13 protein-coding genes and 1 riboswitch are annotated in these 17,685 nt (G+C 40.5%); of the genes, 3 read left to right on the top strand and 10 right to left on the bottom strand.

The genetic code is table 11. The annotated features are described in order from the left end of the window. Positions 1-8 precede the first annotated feature (8 nt). Positions 9-932 (top strand): IS256 family transposase, variant Zn-binding type, encoded by a 924-nt coding sequence (locus DRF63_RS02375; RefSeq protein ID WP_420313770.1) that lies wholly within the window; start codon positions 9-11, stop codon positions 930-932. A 165-nt stretch (positions 933-1,097) separates the two neighbouring features. On the opposite strand, the gene DRF63_RS02380 is transcribed toward DRF63_RS02375, so the two are convergent. From DRF63_RS02380 to DRF63_RS02400, 5 genes are all read right to left on the bottom strand, one after another. Further along, on the bottom strand, positions 1,098-1,796 hold the full coding sequence (locus DRF63_RS02380) for a LutC/YkgG family protein (RefSeq protein WP_005596547.1): 699 nt from the start codon (positions 1,794-1,796) through the stop codon (positions 1,098-1,100). A 128-nt stretch (positions 1,797-1,924) separates the two neighbouring features. Further along, the gene (locus tag DRF63_RS02385; protein WP_005596550.1) at positions 1,925-3,334 is read right to left on the bottom strand and encodes a LutB/LldF family L-lactate oxidation iron-sulfur protein; all 1,410 of its coding nucleotides are present in this window, start codon (positions 3,332-3,334) and stop codon (positions 1,925-1,927) included. 9 nt (positions 3,335-3,343) lie between these two features. Then, positions 3,344-4,069 (bottom strand): (Fe-S)-binding protein, encoded by a 726-nt coding sequence (locus DRF63_RS02390; RefSeq protein WP_005596552.1) that lies wholly within the window; start codon positions 4,067-4,069, stop codon positions 3,344-3,346. Positions 4,070-4,238: 169 nt separating this feature from the next. Beyond that, a complete protein-coding gene (locus DRF63_RS02395) occupies positions 4,239-5,834 on the bottom strand; it encodes an L-lactate permease (protein WP_005596554.1) in 1,596 nt (531 codons plus the stop codon). Positions 5,835-6,299: 465 nt separating this feature from the next. After that, a complete protein-coding gene (locus DRF63_RS02400; RefSeq protein WP_005596557.1) occupies positions 6,300-6,707 on the bottom strand; it encodes an H-NS family histone-like protein in 408 nt (135 codons plus the stop codon). A 260-nt stretch (positions 6,708-6,967) separates the two neighbouring features. Then, a riboswitch (Lysine riboswitch) is annotated at positions 6,968-7,139 on the top strand. A 124-nt stretch (positions 7,140-7,263) separates the two neighbouring features. On the opposite strand from DRF63_RS02400, the gene DRF63_RS02405 reads away from it, so the two are divergent. Continuing rightward, positions 7,264-8,781: a Na+/H+ antiporter NhaC family protein gene (locus tag DRF63_RS02405; protein WP_005596560.1), complete on the top strand. Its 1,518-nt coding sequence runs from the start codon at positions 7,264-7,266 to the stop codon at positions 8,779-8,781. 205 nt (positions 8,782-8,986) lie between these two features. After that, entirely contained in the window at positions 8,987-9,958 is a 972-nt protein-coding gene (locus tag DRF63_RS02410; protein WP_005596562.1) for a substrate-binding domain-containing protein, read from the top strand. Positions 9,959-10,092: 134 nt separating this feature from the next. Here DRF63_RS02410 and sucD read toward each other — a convergent pair whose 3' ends face one another. The 5 genes from sucD to sucA form a co-directional block, all read right to left on the bottom strand. Continuing rightward, complete coding sequence (gene sucD, locus DRF63_RS02415; RefSeq protein ID WP_005596564.1) at positions 10,093-10,965, bottom strand: succinate--CoA ligase subunit alpha; 873 nt, start codon at positions 10,963-10,965, stop codon at positions 10,093-10,095. A gap of 2 nt (positions 10,966-10,967) precedes the next feature. Next, on the bottom strand, positions 10,968-12,134 hold the full coding sequence (gene sucC, locus DRF63_RS02420) for an ADP-forming succinate--CoA ligase subunit beta (RefSeq protein WP_005596567.1): 1,167 nt from the start codon (positions 12,132-12,134) through the stop codon (positions 10,968-10,970). A 143-nt stretch (positions 12,135-12,277) separates the two neighbouring features. Beyond that, a complete protein-coding gene (locus DRF63_RS02425) occupies positions 12,278-13,144 on the bottom strand; it encodes a VirK/YbjX family protein (RefSeq protein WP_005596568.1) in 867 nt (288 codons plus the stop codon). A 142-nt stretch (positions 13,145-13,286) separates the two neighbouring features. Continuing rightward, positions 13,287-14,516, bottom strand: coding sequence for a 2-oxoglutarate dehydrogenase complex dihydrolipoyllysine-residue succinyltransferase (gene odhB, locus DRF63_RS02430; protein WP_005596570.1), 1,230 nt, complete (start codon positions 14,514-14,516; stop codon positions 13,287-13,289). A gap of 119 nt (positions 14,517-14,635) precedes the next feature. After that, a complete protein-coding gene (sucA, locus tag DRF63_RS02435; RefSeq protein WP_005596572.1) occupies positions 14,636-17,446 on the bottom strand; it encodes a 2-oxoglutarate dehydrogenase E1 component in 2,811 nt (936 codons plus the stop codon). Between the last annotated feature and the right edge of the window lie 239 nt (positions 17,447-17,685).

The following is a 17,685-nucleotide window of genomic DNA, read 5'->3' on the forward strand; positions in this document are numbered from 1 at the left end:
AAATATGAATAAAAACTTGCCCTTTTTGTCAATCTTCCAAAACACAAAAGTATGGCTTTAAAAATAAGCTTCAACGTTATAAATGTTCAGCTTGCAATAAAATATTTACCTTAACATCTAAATTAAATTCGACCCAAATTTGGTTGGATTATTCTGTTGGAAAACAAACATATCAACAACTCGCTAATAAATATCAGTGTTCAGTAAGAACGATTCAACGATATTTAGAAAAGGCTCCTAAAGCCTTCTTAAAAGCCCCTCAAAATAAATATTTAAACTTAATTATTGATACTACTTTCTTTCATCGTGATTTTGGCGTGATGGTTTTTATTGATAGCCTTTCAACCAAAGTGGTTTATCACCAAATTGTGAAAACGGAAAAAGATATTTATTACAAGAAAGCCATCAATCATTTAAGAGAAAAAGGCTATATCATTCAATCAATTACCTGTGATGGCAGGCGTGGCTTATTGAAAGATTTAATGAATACGCGCACGCAAATGTGCCAATTTCATTTAGTAGCAATCGTGATGAGAGCATTAAGAAAAAAGCATCAATCGCACGCAGGAAGAGAATTAAAAACGATAATAAAGACGTTAAAAGCCAGTTCAAAAAATGAGTTTTATTTAAAAATACATCACTGGAAAATAAAACATAAAGCCTTTTTAGAGGAACGGTCAGATAAACCGAATGAAAAAGGAAAATATCCTTATAAACATCGTAATGTGAGAAGTGCTTATACAAGTATAAAACGTTATATGGATTATATTTTTACGTATGAAAAGTATCCTGAGTTAAATATTGAAAAGACGACAAATCGAATAGAAGGATTATTTAAAGAATTAAAAGACAAATTACGCCCACATAGCGGATTAACGAGAAAGCATAAGATATTGTTTATACAGGACTTTTTAAATAAAAAGAGTCGGTAAAAATTTCTAAACATAATCATTACCAACCCTTTTGTCCAATAGAGGCATAGTTCGACAAAATACCAACCTTTTTGTCTACTATGCCGTAATAAATAAACGGTCTGATTTGCAAAAAATTTAACAAATCAGACCGCTTGTCATTTATCTCAGTAATGGGATAACTAATTATAGATCGTCAATCACAACGTAGATTTTAGATACCGGACCGTGTACGCCGACCACTTTGATTAATTCAATATCGGCGGTTGCACTCGGACCTGAAATGATATTTACGCAAGACGGCATACGTTCGCCGGCTTGAGCTTTCTCATGTAGAATTTGCGCAAGCTGTGCTACGCGAGGTAATACGGTGCTTTTGCGTACGATGACGATAGATGTTGTTGGTAGTAAGCTGGTTGAACGACCGTTATCTTTAGAGGCGAATAATACGATACCGCCCGATTCCGCTAAACCGTATTCGCCATAGACGATACCGATATTAGCTTGTTCCGAACGAGAAATATTTTCTTCACGATTGGTAAAATCCCAGATATAGCTATCGAATTTCGCTTTTACCGCATCGGTAATGCCTAAAGTTTCAAGGCGAGCATCGTTATTTAATACGATATTTCCACCGCCGTATTTTTCACAAACTTCTAATACGGCTTGTGCTACGTCAGCTTCTTTGGTTTCAACCACATCGACCAATAACACTTTTGCGAAATTCATAAATTCGTTGCAAAGTTCTTGTTGAGAAAGATGGGTTAAACGTGTAGTCGGGTGATTATTTACCGGTGCTTCCATTTGGTCAGGGACTAATTTACGTTCTCTGCCCATACGTTGTGCCAGTTTATTTAAAAAGTTTTCACGATTCTGTAAGTCCATTGTGTTGTCCTAGTTTTGCCACATTATTAATCTTTACTCATATAATAAGCGGTTAGAATTTATTGAATTTTTGCAAACTTTTATCTAAAAATAACCGCTTATTTGCAGAGGCTGTGGTTCAAGTCAAATTATTTACGATTTTTAAACCATTCACGGAAACTTTCACCGTCCGCAGTCGGTAAGTCACGCGCTTTTGTCCACTCGGCTAATGCACCGACTTGAATTGGAGCTTTACCGTTTTTAATGAATTTACCGGCGATCTTCGCCCCGACTTTAACCCCCATATTCCAGACTGACGGATTTGAGTTGGCAAAGGTGAAACCTTTAATTGAAAGACGTTCCGAGAACGGCGTTAAACCGGCTTCGGCAATTTTTTCACGGTGTTTGAGGATCAATTGCGCCAAAGGAATTTTTACTGGACATACGCTGTTACACGCAGTGCATAATGAACACGCATACGGTAATTCTTTAAATTCCTCATAACCGCCAAGTAACGGCGAAATAACCGAACCAATCGGACCCGGATAGATGGAGCCGTAGCCGTGACCGCCGATTTGACGATAAGCAGGACAAGTATTTAAGCACGCACCACAACGAATGCAGCGTAAAACTTCCGAGAATTCGCTTTCTAAAATTTTTGAACGACCGTTATCGACAATAACAAGATGGAAATCTTCCGGACCGTCTGTTTCGCCTTCAAGACGAGGACCGGTCAGCCAAGTGTTATAAGCGGTTAATTTTGCACCTACCGCACTACGACATAACATAGTAATCAGTGCGTCCACTTCTTTGAAAGTCGGAGCGATACGTTCCATCCCCATTACCGCAATATGTGTTTTCGGTAGGGTTGTGGCTAAACGTAAGTTACCTTCATTAGTCACTAAGCAAACGGAACCGGTTTCCGGCACGGCGAAGTTACAACCTGAAATGCCGATATCGGCGGCTAAGAAGTCTTTGCGTAGCGTTTTACGTACGAAAGCGTTCATTTCTTCCGGTTGCTCGGTTCCCTCATAACCTAATACCTCGTGTAATTCTTTGCGGATACGATGACGATCTTTGTGGATCGCCGGTACGACGATGTGAGAAGGTTTATCGCCCACGATTTGAAGCAAGTATTCGCCGAGGTCGGTTTCCACCACTTTCATGCCTTCCGCTTCCAATACGTGGTTCAAGCCGATCTCTTCGGTTACCATTGATTTGGATTTAACGATGGTTTTTGCATTTTTCTCAAGCGCAACTTTACGGATATAAGCGGTCGCTTCTTCAGCGGTTTCTGCAAAAAATACGTGACCGCCGTTTTGGGTGACTTTTTCGCTTAATTGATATAAATAAGCGTCTAAATTGGCTAAAACGTGATTACGGAATTGCTTTGAAAGATCACGCCATTCTTCCCAATTTCCAAGTTCATCCACCATTTTTTGACGGTTTGCGCCGATGGTTTCTTGTGCTTTTACCACCGCCTTGCGCATGATGTCGTTATGAACTTGCTGTTCTACACGTTGCTTAAAGGGTAGGGTACTGGTTTGTAAATGTGACATAGGGCTTCCTTACTCTTGCATTAATACTTCTGCGATGTGCATAACTTTTACGTTTTTACCTTCACGGTTTAAACGACCGGCAATGTTAATTAAGCAACTAACATCCGCTCCAACCAGATATTCAGGTTCCACTTCGGTAATATTAACCACTTTTTCGGTAACCATTTCACCTGAGATTTCAGCCATTTTTACCGAGAACGTGCCGCCGAAACCGCAACAGGTTTGTTGGTTGTGAATCGGAAGTAATTCTAAGCCTTTAACATTTTTTAAAAGGGTGAGAGGTTCGTCCACAATGCCAAGTTTACGACTTAAGCTGCAAGACGGGTGGTAAACCGCTTTACCGGTGAGGCTTGCGCCGACATCCGTTCTTTTTAATACGTTTACGATAAAATCGGTTAAATCGTATAGACGTGCGGCAATTTTTTCCGCACGTTTCGCCCATTCCGGTTCGCCGAAACGGTTTAAGTATTCCGCATAGTTTTTGATTGCATAGACGCATGAACCTGCCGGTGCAACGATAGGGTAGTCGTTTACCTCAAAAGTTTCGATAAGGTTTTTCATACCCGGAATCGCTTGTTTCGCATAGCCGCTGTTCATTGCCGGTTGTCCGCAACAGCCTTGTTTCTCTAAGAAAACAACGTTACAACCCAATTTTTCGAGTAAAAGTACGCTGTTTTTTGCTACGCCGGCTTTGACAATGTCGGCAATACAGGTCACATAGAAATTTACGTTCATAAAGAATTCCCACTTAAATAAAAATAAGAAACAATCGTATTTAAAATGCCAAAAATGACAAAAGGAAGTCAGCTGACTTCCTTTTACTTAATATAGGTAGAAAAAGTTTAAATTTAACCGCTTGTTAGTGTATCACGTCTTTTAGAAATCTTTCTCTACCACTTTGTTATTACACGTTAAAGAAGATTGGAATAATCGTTAAAGCAACGATTGCCGCAATCACGCCGTAGATAAACATCGGTAAGACAGTTTTCTTAAGGATTGCGCCTTCTTGATTTTGAATATTTAATACTGAGTTTACCGCTACGATATTGTTAATACATACCATGTTACCCATTGCGCCGCCTACGGATTGTAATGCAAGCACTAATGAAGTGGATAAGCCGGTAATTTCTGCGGTTGATAACTGTACGCTACCGAAAGTTAAGTTAGATACCGTGTTAGAACCGGAGAAGAACGCACCTACCGCACCTAAGTATGAAGCGAAGATTGTCCAATATTCGCCGGTTGCCGCTGCAAAGCTCTTACCAATGATTTTCACCATTGAACCGTCGTTACCGACTAACATTAAATTCACCATGATTAACGCACCGACTAATGCGATAAATGGGTTTTTGGTTTGTTTAAAGCTACCTGCAAATACGTCTTTTACTTTTGAACCGCTTAACGCAAATAACGGGATACAAATTAATACGGTAATTACAAACGGGATTAATGCCGGCACATAAAGTAATTTATAGTTTGCACTTACCGTCGTACCGAAGATATTTTTTAAACTGAATACTAAACCTTGGCTGATTTCAAATTGACCTAATGAACCTAATTGAGTGCTGATCCAAGCGGTCGTGTTGTTCATCATCGCTTTAAACGGTAACTGTTGGATACGCGTTACGATTAAGAAGCCGATTAGTAAGCCGGTAGGAAGTAATGCTTTTGCGACTTCTTTTGCCGTTACTGACGAGTTATCTAATGTATTTTCAACTTTCGCTAAACCTACACCTTTATTTGCAAGGAAAATCGAAATAAACATACCGATTGCGCCGCCGACTAACGACGGGAATTCGTAGTTTACTTGTGCAAGGAAGAAATAAGGAATAACGCAAGCAAATACGCTTAAATAAACGAATACGATATTTTGACGGATTTCTTTCCAAGTGACGATAAAGCTTAGAGCAATTACTGGAATCACTAATGCGGCAAAAGCATGAATTAATGCGGTCATTGAACCGATTTTAAGAATTTGCGCTTCCGCTAAGTTTAGCGAACCGAAACCGAACCAAGTCGGCGTACCTACCGCACCGAATGATACCGGCACTGAGTTCATAATTAATGCAAGGATCGCCACTTTAATCGGGTTAAAGCCTAAACCGACTAAAATCGGTGCGGCAATTGCCGCCGGCGTACCGAAACCGCTCGCACCTTCAATCATAAATGCGAACGCCCAACCGATGATCATAAGTTGCGCCACCGGATTCGGGTTAATCGTACCTAACCATTTGCGTAATGTATTGGTTACGCCTGACGCTTCGGAGAAGCGGTTGAATAAAATCGCACCGAAGATAACGGTAATCGGAGTAAATACCGACATAATAGCCGATGAGATATTTGCACTGATAATGGTAATATCGGTTGCAAAGAAAAGCAGATGGATAATCAGTACGACTACCGCAACCCACGGTAATGCAATATAGGATGGTAATGCGTTACGTTTTACCATTAAATAAATGAGTAAAACGATTGGGAAAATACTAAGGAATAACGCCATAAAAAGCCTCGTAATGCAATTTAATAATGAATGGTTAAAATAATGTTAAATAGGTAACTGCATTGTATGTAAGATTTTTCAAAAAAATAGAGGGGATGTGTAAATTTATGATGAAGATCACACTTTTTTATAATGATTGATTAAAAAATAACCATTAAAATTAGTGGAGTTTTTACTATTTTTTTGTTTTAACTCTAATGAGTTAGGTAATAAATAGTTATTATGGAAGCACACAAAATTTTGTAGGAAGATGATTTAATTCCTAAACTATGTAATATGAAATGTAGAAATTAATAGGCTTTATTTAAAAATGTAGCATTATAAGTGATGGGGAATATTAAGCGTTAGTCTTTGATATTATAGAGAAATAATTATTGGTTATTTAAAAGATTAATATTGTATAAATTAAGTAAAATAAAAAAACGGGATTAATATTATATTAGTCCCGTTTTTTATGATGAAAAATTATATAGCAAAAGATGCTAAACTTTTACCTTCATCCAGTGCTTTTTGAATCGGGCGAGGCGTACGTCCTTGTCCCGTCCAAGTTTTTTCATTGCCGTTTTCATCAACATATTTGTATTTTGCAGGACGAGGTGCGCGAGGCTCACGTTTCTTGTGTTCCGTGGCATTATTCAATAATGCTACGAGTTCTTCTGCCGAGATTCCGTCCTGTGCTAATAACTCCTTATATTTCTTTAGTCCTTCCATGACTTTCGCTTGCTCAAGTTCTTGCGCTTTTACTAATTCACGCTTTTCTTCAACGACAATCGATACTTTCTCAAGTAAAGATTCCATTTGTTCTAAGGTTGAATCTTTCGCAAGCGCTCTTAGATTACGGATATTTGATAACGTTTTTAAAATTTCTGACATTTTTTATCTCCAAATAAAGACCATATAAAATAATAGAAAATAGTATAATTATTGTGACATTTCAGAATGATAATTATCCTGAAAATATATTTTATATATTAACGGAATAGTTATTTAAGGTAAAGTAAGCGAGTCATTATTTTTTAATTTTATGAAATGGAATAATTTATTATTCGTCTGGTTATTCGCGAAATGTTAATAAAAATATAGCGTTTAGCTATTGGCAATCGAGGCAGATTAAGGTAATCTTACAAAGTCCTACAAATCGTAGAGGTGCAAATCCGATAAGTACTTTTTCTGAGTGGAGAACGAGGAGGAAAAAGGAAAGGCGTATTTGCCGAAATCAGTTAAGCGTCATCTTAATTGGTTGGGGTCGTTACCGAAAGGGACGACACTGTCGTAATCCTTGTATTACGGAGTGCTACTGCTAGGGTCGGTTCTATTCTTATTATTTCAGATTGCCTACCTCATCTTATGCGTTGCATAAATTCTCTCAGTAGATCCTCTTCTTTGTTTGGCTAGTATTTCATTACAAAGTAACTTTTTTAGAGGTTTTATGAATTTAATTGATTATTCAAGTTCGTTGCTGTCGATTATACCGGCATCGCTTGCTTTACTATTAGCTATGGTTACTCGACGAGTATTGCTGTCTTTAAGTGTCGGTATCTTAGTCGGTGCCTTTATGCTTTCGGCAAAATTTGTGGACGGTTTCGTTTATTTAAAAAATATTGCTATCGGTTTGGTTTATGCTGACGGTGAATATTCGTTCGGAAAAGTACAGATCTTAATTTTCTTACTTTTATTAGGCGTGTTTACCTCTTTATTAACTTATTCGGGCAGTAATCAGGCTTTTGCCAATTGGGCGAAGAAACATATTAAAGGGCGCCGCGGTGCGAAATTATTAACCGCCTGTTTAGTTTTCGTGACGTTTATCGACGACTATTTCCATAGTCTGGCTGTTGGGGCGATTGCTCGACCGGTAACGGATAAATTTAAAGTTTCGCGTGCAAAATTAGCTTATATTCTTGATTCGACCGCCGCACCGATGTGCGTGCTTATGCCGGTTTCCAGCTGGGGAGCTTCAATTATCGCAACAATCGGCGGTTTATTGGCGACTTATAATATTACCGAATATACGGCGATCAGCGCATTCGCTTCAATGAGTTTGATGAACTACTATGCGTTATTTGCCTTAATTATGGTGTTTATCGTAGCTTATTTCTCATTTGATATCGGTTCAATGAGTCGTTTTGAAAGAAAAGCGTTGGCTTCGGAAACACATACGAATGAAGATGCGGATGTCGAATCCAAAGGTCGAGTATATGCTTTAATCGTACCGATTCTTGTGTTGATTGTAACCACCGTTACTTCTATGATTTATACCGGAGCGCAGGCATTGGAAGCCTTTAGCTTATTGGGTGCGTTTGAAAATACCAATGTCAATCTCTCTTTAGTTATCGGCGGATCGGCGGGGGTATTGGCAGTAATGCTTTGTACGCTCGGTTTAATTAAAGCGGAAGATTATCCGAAAGCGATTTGGGTAGGTTGCAAATCTATGTTCGGTGCGATTTTAATTTTAACGCTTGCTTGGTTAATCAGTAGTGTCGTAAAAGATATGCATACCGGTGATTATTTATCTACGCTTGTTGCCGGCAATATTAATCCGGCCTTTTTACCTGCTATTTTATTTGTGCTTGCGACCGTTATGGCATTTGCAACCGGTACAAGCTGGGGGACATTTGGGATTATGCTACCGATTGCCGCAGCAATGGCGATTAATGTGGATGCAAGCCTTTTAATTCCGTGTATGTCTGCGGTTATGGCAGGGGCGGTATGTGGCGATCACTGTTCTCCGATTTCTGATACGACGATCCTATCTTCAACCGGCGCACAATGTAACCATATCGATCACGTAACTTCACAGTTACCTTATGCGTTACTTGTTGCGGTTGCTTCCATTATCGGATATTTAGTGCTTGGCTTTACCGGATCCGCCGTATCCGGATTTATTACCACGGCTGTTGTGATGATGGTATTGATTTTTATCTTTAGATCTAAAAAAATGACGGCTTAAGGTTTAATGCAATCCTTTTTGACAAGCGGTGAAATTTGTAAGAATTTTTGCAAATTTCACCGCTTGTTTTTTATTGTTGCTTATTCGTAATGATTTCTGAAATGTGTGAATTATCTCACATTATTTCCCTATTTAATTGTGTACTATCTTTTATATAGTAGTTCTAATTTAAAAGTCTTATTGATAATCTTGAGGGGGGAATAATATGAAAAAATTAGCAATATGTTCATTAGCCGTCGGGATAAGTTTGTCTTCTTCCGTTATCGCTCAAGATACGCTGGGTGTGAGCTTATATCAGTACGACGATAATTTTATTCGATTAATGCATGATGAATTAATCTCATATACGTCAGAAAATCCTTCTCTTTCTCTATTAATGAATGATGCGCAAAATTCGCAATTTGTGCAAAATAACCAAGTACAAACTTTAGTTAATCATAAAGTAGATGTGCTTGCAGTAAATTTAGTTGATCCGAATGCATGGGCAACAGTGATCGGTAAGGCTAAAGATGCGAACTTACCGATTATCTTGTTCAATAAAGATCCGGGTGCGAAAGCAATCAATAGTTATAAAAAGGTTTATTATGTCGGGTCTAATCCGGAAGAAGCAGGAAAAGCACAGGCTAAGATGATTGCCAATCATTGGAAAAGCAGTGAAGCGTTAGATTTAAATCACGACGGCAAAATGCAATATGCGTTATTAAAAGGGGAAGTAGGGCACCCGGATGCGGAAAAACGTACTAAAGCCGTAATTGAAGAATTAAAAACACAGGGTATTAAGACGGAACAATTGGCATTAGAATCCGCCGTATGGAATAAAGAAATTGCGAAAACTAAAGTAAACGCTTGGTTATCGACACCGCAAAATAATATTGAAGTGATTATTTCTAATAACGATAGTATGGCGATAGGTGCGTTAGAGGTGGTAACCGAAAAAAATAAAGCATTGCCTATTTACGGTGTGGATGCGACCCCAGAAGCACTTAATTTAATCAGAAAAGGAAAATTAGCCGGTACGGTCACCAACGATTGGCGTTCTCAAAGTAGAGCGATTATTGATTTTTCTCGCTTACTTGCAAAAGGGGAATTACCGGAAAACAGTCAATGGAAACTTGAGAACAGAGTGTTGCGGATTCCGGCAATGTCTATTGATAGAAGCAATATTAGCGATTTTTAATACTATCTAAAAGATATTAAGGACTGAGGGATGGGATATTTATCGCAACTCAGTCCTTTCGTTTGAACTCAATTGCGGTCATCTTATCATTTTTGCAAATCATTATGAAAAAACGACCGATTATTGAACGAGATTTATTTGTGCAGCAATTCTCTTAATGCGCTACCGATTTCGGCAAGACTTCTCACCGTTTTCACGCCGGCATTCTCTAATGTTTTAAATTTTTCATCTGCCGTGCCTTTACCGCCGCTAATGATTGCACCTGCGTGTCCCATTCGTTTTCCTTTCGGTGCGGTAACGCCGGCGATATAACTGACAACAGGCTTTGTTACGTGCATTTTGATAAATTCGGCCGCTTCTTCTTCGGCGCTACCTCCGATTTCACCAATCATTACGATCGCTTCGGTTTCAGGGTCGGCTTGGAAGAGTTTCAAGATGTCGATAAAACTTGAGCCTGGAATCGGATCACCACCGATACCGACACAGGTAGATTGCCCGAATCCTTCATCCGTGGTTTGTTTTACCGCTTCATAAGTAAGCGTGCCGGAACGAGAAACAATACCGATTTTACCTTTCTTATGAATATGCGCCGGCATAATGCCGATTTTACACTCGTCAGGGGTAATGATTCCCGGACAGTTCGGACCAATCATTCGTACACCGCTTTCTTTTAATTTCTGTTTGACACAAATCATATCTAACGTAGGAATACCTTCGGTAATACAAACGATAAGCTGGATACCTGCATCAATCGCTTCCAAAATCGCATCTTTACAGCCGGGAGCGGGAACGTAAATTACACTTGCAGTCGCACCGGTTTTTTCGACCGCTTCACGTACGGTATCAAATACCGGTAAACCTAAATGCGTTGTACCGCCTTTGTTCGGCGAAACGCCACCGACAAGTTTCGTACCGTATGCTAAAGCCTGTTCGCTATGAAATGTGCCTTGTCCGCCGGTAAAACCTTGGCAAATCACTTTAGTATTCTTATCAATTAAAATCGCCATGTTTATTTTCCTTCCGCTGCTTTGACTGCAAGTTGTGCCGCTTGTGTTAATGTATTTGCCGCAATGAAACGTAAGCCGCTGTTTGCTAAAATTTCACGACCTAATTCCGCATTAGTACCTTCTAAACGCACGATGACCGGAATGTTTATCCCGACTTCATTAACCGCCGCAATAATACCTTCCGCAATTAAATCGCATCTGACGATGCCGCCGAAAATATTGACTAAGACGGCTTTAACATTCTGATCGGAAAGAATCAGTTTAAAGGCTTCCGAAACACGTTCTTTCGTTGCGCCGCCGCCGACATCTAAAAAGTTTGCCGGACGACCACCGTGTAGTTTCACGATATCCATGGTTCCCATGGCTAAGCCTGCACCATTAACCATACAACCGATATTGCCGTCTAATGCGACATAGTTAAGATCCCATTTTGCCGCATCGGCTTCTCGCGCATCTTCTTGGCTTGGATCTTGTAGGGCTTTTAGCTCCGGATGGCGATAAAGCGCATTACTGTCAATTACCATTTTGGCATCTAAACAAAGTAATTGACCTTGTTTGGTCAATACGAGCGGATTTACTTCGAGTAAGGCAAGATCTTTTTCAATAAATAATTTGGCAAGTTGTACAAAAAGATGAGCGAATTGTTTGATTTGATCGCCGGACAGACCGAGTTTAAAAGCTAATTCACGACCCTGAAAAGCTTGCGCACCGGTAAGCGGATCAATGGTTGCTTTATGGATAAGCTCCGGTGTTTGTGCGGCGACATCTTCAATATTCATACCGCCGGCATTTGATGCCATAAAAACAATTTTTTGTGAAGAACGATCAATTACTGCGCCCAAATATAATTCACGTTCTATTAGGCACGTTTCTTCGAGATAAATCGTATTTACCAGTTGTCCGTTTTTATCGGTTTGAAAAGTGACTAAACGCTGTCCCAACCATTGATTACAAAACTCACGAATTTCCGCTTCACTGCGCACTAATTTTATTCCGCCCGCTTTGCCTCTACCGCCGGCGTGAACTTGGCATTTCGCCGCCCAAGTGTCGCCTGCTAATGTGTGAATGGCTGAAACGGCGTCATCGAGAGAATGACAAACAATACCTTTACTTACGGGAAGTCGATATTGTGCAAAAATTTGTTTTGCTTGATATTCGTGTAGATTCATAAGCTTTCCTGTATAGGATAATGATTAGGATAATGTTCAAGAATTTAATCCATCTACTATAAAAAAGCAAACGTTAAAATAGGAGGAGATAGGCAAAAAATCAAAGAAAAAAGACCGCTTGTAAAACGGTCTGTTATTTATGGCTATGAAGACGGCGGTAACGGAAATGTTTGCTGAATGACGTCCGCTAATTTGTCTAACATTTCAAAGCGTTTACGATACATAGAACGTTTTTTACTCGGTACGTCCGTCAAGTCTTTGTTTAAAGCAAGCGGTAATTGCCAGTATTCTTGCAGTAACCCGCCCGATTCGCTGAATAAAGTATCATAATTGACGGTATAACGTTTGCTTTGAATAAAGCGCGACTTATTTTGGTATTTGTGCGGAATACCTAATAACTGGTAGCCGAGCGTATGAGCGAGTAACTTCATGACTTCGATTAATAAATATGCGGGACGTAAGCCGTGACATTGTTTGGTTAAAAACTTAACTAAATCTTTGGCGTTTTCCGTATTGGCGCCTTGAATCGCTCCGATAAGCAGTGATTGTTCTATTTTGCCGAATGTTAATAAATAAACGAGCCGGCGGCTGCTTTTTTGGCGTAATTCCAACGCCCAAAAACCTTCCATCGCTTGATATTCGTTTATATTTAAGCGGATTTCAAAATCAGGAATAAATTCGCCGAAGCTGATCGGTTTAACCCAAAGCGGAGGAAGATGGTACTGCGCAAATTGTTGAGGTAAAAAAGTAAGGTTATCACACACAATTTCCAAGCGTCGTTCCGCATTGAAACGCTTATCCAAAAAACGATGAATGACCGGATAACTATAATTAGGGTAAGCTTTAAGCAACTCGGAAAGTTCAGGGTGTCGGTTTGCAAACCGACTAAATTTTTTGACTTGTGAAGCATGTAAGACGGAACGCAACCAAAAGCGAAAGCGTTTTAGTCGGTAAGACTTATGAGGTTGATCGGGATAAACGTTATTTGCCGTCGGGTAATAATAGGTCATAAATTTCAGTCTAAGTAAGCGTTCTATACATTTACTATAACATAAGTTTACATATCTTACAAATTTCGGTGAATATTACTTTCTTGCAAAAAATAACCGCTTGTTTAAGTACAAGCGGTTAAAAATGAGTGTAAAACGGCAATTAGATTTCAAGTAGTAAACGGGTCGGGTCTTCTAATAAATCTTTGACCGCAACTAAGAAACCAACAGATTCACGTCCATCAATTAAGCGGTGGTCATAAGACAAGGCAAGATACATCATTGGACGAATCACCACTTGGCCGTTTACTGCGACAGGGCGATCTTTAATCGCATGCATACCTAAAATCGCACTTTGCGGCGGATTGATAATCGGAGTGGACATTAACGAACCGAATACGCCGCCGTTAGTAATGGTAAAGTTACCGCCGGTTAGGTCTTCTACGGTTAGTTTACCGTCACGTCCTTTTTCGGCAAGTGCTTTAATGGTTTTCTCAATATCCGCCATCGATAATTTATCGCAGTTACGAATCACCGGCGTGACTAATCCGCGCGGAGTGGATACCGCAATACTAATATCGAAGTAGTTGTGATATACCACATCATCGCCGTCAATCGAAGCATTGATTTCCGGATAACGTTTTAACGCTTCTACCACCGCTTTAATATAGAACGACATAAAGCCTAAACGCACGCCGTGTTGTTTTTCAAATTTCTCACCGTAAGTTTTACGCAATGTCATAATCGGCTGCATATCCACTTCATTGAATGTGGTTAGCATTGCGGTGGTATTTTTTGCTTCTAACAAACGTTCGGCAATACGTTTACGTAAACGTGTCATCGGAACACGTTTTTCGCTACGTGCCGAATAAGCCACGGTACTTACCGTATTGTGTTCGCTTGCCATCGCTTGTTTGGTTTCTTGAGCCTGACGTTGTGCAAGATAGTGTTCGATATCTTCACGGGTAATACGACCGCCGACACCGGTACCTTTGACTAAATGCGCTTCGATATTATGTTCCGCTAATAAACGCCGAATTGCCGGACCTTGAGATTCGGCATCCGAGTGATCATATTCGATGGCGGCGGATTTACGATCGGCGGGAGTCGCTTCGTTAGCTTGTTTGATAGTTTCTTGCGTAAAATCTCCCGCTTGAACGGTTGAGATTTTCCCAAGTAACTGTTTAGAAGTAACGGTTGCGCCTTGCTCTTGGCTGATTTCCGCTAATACGCCGTCATTCGGTGCCGGCACTTCTAAAACGACTTTATCCGTTTCAATTTCAACAAGTACTTCGTCACGTTTAACCGTATCGCCTACTTTTTTGTGCCAAGTCGCAACGGTAGCATCCGCGACGGATTCGGGTAGCACGGGAGTTAAAATTTCAATAGTCATGGTTTGGTTCCTTTCTTAATTTGCCGGTATAGGTTTTACCTAAACCGATAATTGAGTAAGCGGTCGTTTTCGTAAGATTTTTTGCAAAAGTTTATTAAAAATCGACCGCTTATTTATGCTTAAAGTGTTAAGGCGTCATCGACAAGTTGTTTTTGTTGCTGAGCATGTAAAGAGGTATAACCTACCGCCGGTGAAGCCGAAGCAGGACGACCCGCATAGGTTAATTTCGCTTTTTCAGGAATCGAAGCCTCAAAATTATGTTTACTGCAATACCATGCGCCTTGGTTTTGCGGTTCTTCTTGACACCAAACGAAATCTTTCACGTGTACGTAAGGTTCTAATACTTTTTTCATATCCTCGTATGGGAACGGATAAAGTTGCTCAATACGAATAATCGCCACATCAGTTTGTTCGTTTTGACGACGTTGTTCGAGTAAGTCGTAATAAACTTTGCCGGAACACATCACCACACGTTTTACTTTTTTCGCCGTAATATTGCTATCGATTTCACCAATTACATTTTGGAATTCTCCCTCGGTCAGTTCTTCGAGAGATGATACCGCCAGCGGATGACGTAACAGAGATTTCGGTGTAATTGCCACTAACGGACGACGCATTTTACGAATCGCTTGGCGACGTAACATATGGTAAGCCTGTGCCGGCGTGCTCGGTACGCACACTTGCATATTTTGTTGTGCGCAAAGCTGTAAATAACGTTCCAATCTTGCCGAAGAATGTTCCGGACCTTGTCCTTCATAACCGTGCGGCAACAACATCACTAGCCCGCACATTCTGCCCCATTTTTGTTCGCCGGAGCTGATAAATTGGTCGATTACGATTTGCGCACCGTTGGCAAAGTCACCGAATTGCGCTTCCCAAATGGTTAATGTTTTCGGATCGGTTGTCGCATAGCCGTATTCAAACGCTAAGACCGCCTCTTCGGAAAGTACCGAGTCCCATACTTCAAAACGTCCTTGATTAGCGTGTAAATGCGCAAGCGGAACATAGCCCGTACCGTCATTTTGGTTATGTACAACCGCATGTCGGTGGAAGAACGTACCGCGACCGGCATCCTCGCCCGATAAACGTACGTGCGTGCCTTCGTCTAATAGAGTTGCGTACGCCATGGTTTCCGCCATACCCCAATCCAGCAATTTTTTGCCCTCGTACATCTCTTTACGGTCACTATAGATTTTTTCGACACGAGAATGCGGGCGTAAACTTTCAGGGTATTCGCACACACGTTTAGCTAAGGTGTAGAAACGATCTTGCGGGAATTTGCTCTCATAAGGTGCTGTCCAGTCATAATTGAGATATTGCAACCAATCCACCGCCGCCATATCCATTTCGCGCCATTCCGGTACGACACGATCGCCGTTATCCAACGCATCACGGTAGTTGTTCATGATTTCGGTCGCTTGGTCTTGATTTAATACGCCTTCGGCAACCAAACGATCCGCATAGACCTTGCGAGGTGTCGGGTGTTTTTTGATGATACTGTACATCATCGGCTGAGTAGCTAACGGTTCGTCCGCTTCATTGTGACCGTGGCGACGATAAGAAATCAAATCGATAAAAATATCACGTTTGAATAAGGTGCGATATTCGACAGCCATACGAGCGGCAAAAGCGACCGCTTCCGGATCATCACCGTTTACATGGATGATCGGTGCCTGAATCATTTTGGCAATATCGGTACAGAATTCGGTTGAACGAGTGTCGTTCGGGTTAGAGGTGGTAAAACCGATTTGGTTGTTGATCACAATTCGAATAGTACCACCGACTTTATAACCGCGAGCATTCGACATATTTAAAGTTTCTTGTACTACGCCTTGGCCTGCTACCGCAGAATCACCGTGTACCGTGACCGCTAGGACTTTATTATGTTCGGTATCGCGAATACGTTCTTGGCGTGCACGCACCGAGCCGATAACCACCGGACTCACAATTTCCAAATGCGACGGGTTAAAAGCAAGAGTTAAATGCACACGTTCGCCGTCCACATCGAAATCAGACGAGAAGCCTTGGTGATATTTGACGTCGCCGGTACGATTATCATCAGCGTGTTTACCTGCAAACTCATCAAACAGTTCCGCCGGACGTTTACCGAGTACGTTTACCAACATATTTAAACGACCGCGATGCGCCATACCCATTACTACGTCTTTCATACCTTGACGACCGGCATGGCGAATAATCTCTTTCATCATTGGAATAAACGCATCGCTACCTTCTAATGAGAAGCGTTTTGCACCGGGGAATTTCGCACCGAGATAACGCTCAAGCCCGTCGGCAGCAGTTAATTCAGTCAGTAAATTAACTTTTTCGGTATGCGTAAATAACGGTTTATTTAAAGTACTTTCGATTTTAGCTTGTAACCAGTTACGTTGCTCCATATCTTGCACGTGCATAAACTCTAAACCGATTGTGCCTAAATAGGTTTGTTTTAACGCATCGGCGAGCTCACCGAACTTCATGGTTTCTTTGCCGTAAACATATTTGCCGATCGTTACCGTTTCGTTCAAATCCGCCTCGGTAAAACCGTGATGGCGATAATCCAGCTCAGGCACGACGGATATTTTCCAACGATAATAGTTGATTGGGTCAAGTTTGGCTTCTAAATAACCGCGGAAACGATGAGCATTAATCCATTGTAATAGACGAACTTGTTTTGCGCTGGCTTCCGGATCAATCACGGTAACGGATTCGGGGACGTTTTCACGGGCGAGTTTACGGAAATAATCACGTACTTGAGAATGGGGCTGTTCTACGACTTGCGTTTTCGGAAGGGTATCAAAAATGACACGCCAACTAGCATCGACATTTGCCGGATTTTCTAGATATTGTTCGTAGATTTCTTCAACATAAGTCTGGTTGGAACCTCCGAACGGAGAAGACGCTAACCAATCTTCAAAATTTTTATGCTGCATATAGACCTAACCTTGTATTGATGTGTTTACGAGTTATGGGCGTCATTATATACGCTAATGCGAATAAATTGGATTAAAACTCCGTGTAATTAATCAATTTATAAAGCGATATTTATATTATGCCTTAAAATAAAAGAAAAGAATGTGAGCTAAGTCTTGTTTTTAACAAATTGATAACAAAACGGTTAAATTTTGCGTTCTTTTACAAATAATTTTAAAAATTTAACCGCTTGGAAGAA

The organism is Actinobacillus pleuropneumoniae, assembly GCF_003290385.1.
GTDB classification, from domain to species: Bacteria; Pseudomonadota; Gammaproteobacteria; order Enterobacterales; family Pasteurellaceae; genus Actinobacillus; species Actinobacillus lignieresii.

Bases quoted from the DNA above. Each gene is read 5' to 3' on its own strand.
- sucA (WP_005596572.1), bottom strand. From the start codon at position 17,446: ATGCAGCATAAAAATTTTGAAGATTGGTTAGCGTCTTCTCCGTTCGGA.
- DRF63_RS02385 (WP_005596550.1), bottom strand. From the start codon at position 3,334: ATGTCACATTTACAAACCAGTACCCTACCCTTTAAGCAACGTGTAGAA.
- DRF63_RS02395 (WP_005596554.1), bottom strand. From the start codon at position 5,834: ATGGCGTTATTCCTTAGTATTTTCCCAATCGTTTTACTCATTTATTTA.
- DRF63_RS02400 (WP_005596557.1), bottom strand. From the start codon at position 6,707: ATGTCAGAAATTTTAAAAACGTTATCAAATATCCGTAATCTAAGAGCG.
- DRF63_RS02410 (WP_005596562.1), top strand. From the start codon at position 8,987: ATGAAAAAATTAGCAATATGTTCATTAGCCGTCGGGATAAGTTTGTCT.
- sucC (WP_005596567.1), bottom strand. From the start codon at position 12,134: ATGAATCTACACGAATATCAAGCAAAACAAATTTTTGCACAATATCGA.
- DRF63_RS02405 (WP_005596560.1), top strand. From the start codon at position 7,264: ATGAATTTAATTGATTATTCAAGTTCGTTGCTGTCGATTATACCGGCA.
- sucD (WP_005596564.1), bottom strand. From the start codon at position 10,965: ATGGCGATTTTAATTGATAAGAATACTAAAGTGATTTGCCAAGGTTTT.
- DRF63_RS02390 (WP_005596552.1), bottom strand. From the start codon at position 4,069: ATGAACGTAAATTTCTATGTGACCTGTATTGCCGACATTGTCAAAGCC.
- DRF63_RS02380 (WP_005596547.1), bottom strand. From the start codon at position 1,796: ATGGACTTACAGAATCGTGAAAACTTTTTAAATAAACTGGCACAACGT.
- DRF63_RS02425 (WP_005596568.1), bottom strand. From the start codon at position 13,144: ATGACCTATTATTACCCGACGGCAAATAACGTTTATCCCGATCAACCT.
- odhB (WP_005596570.1), bottom strand. From the start codon at position 14,516: ATGACTATTGAAATTTTAACTCCCGTGCTACCCGAATCCGTCGCGGAT.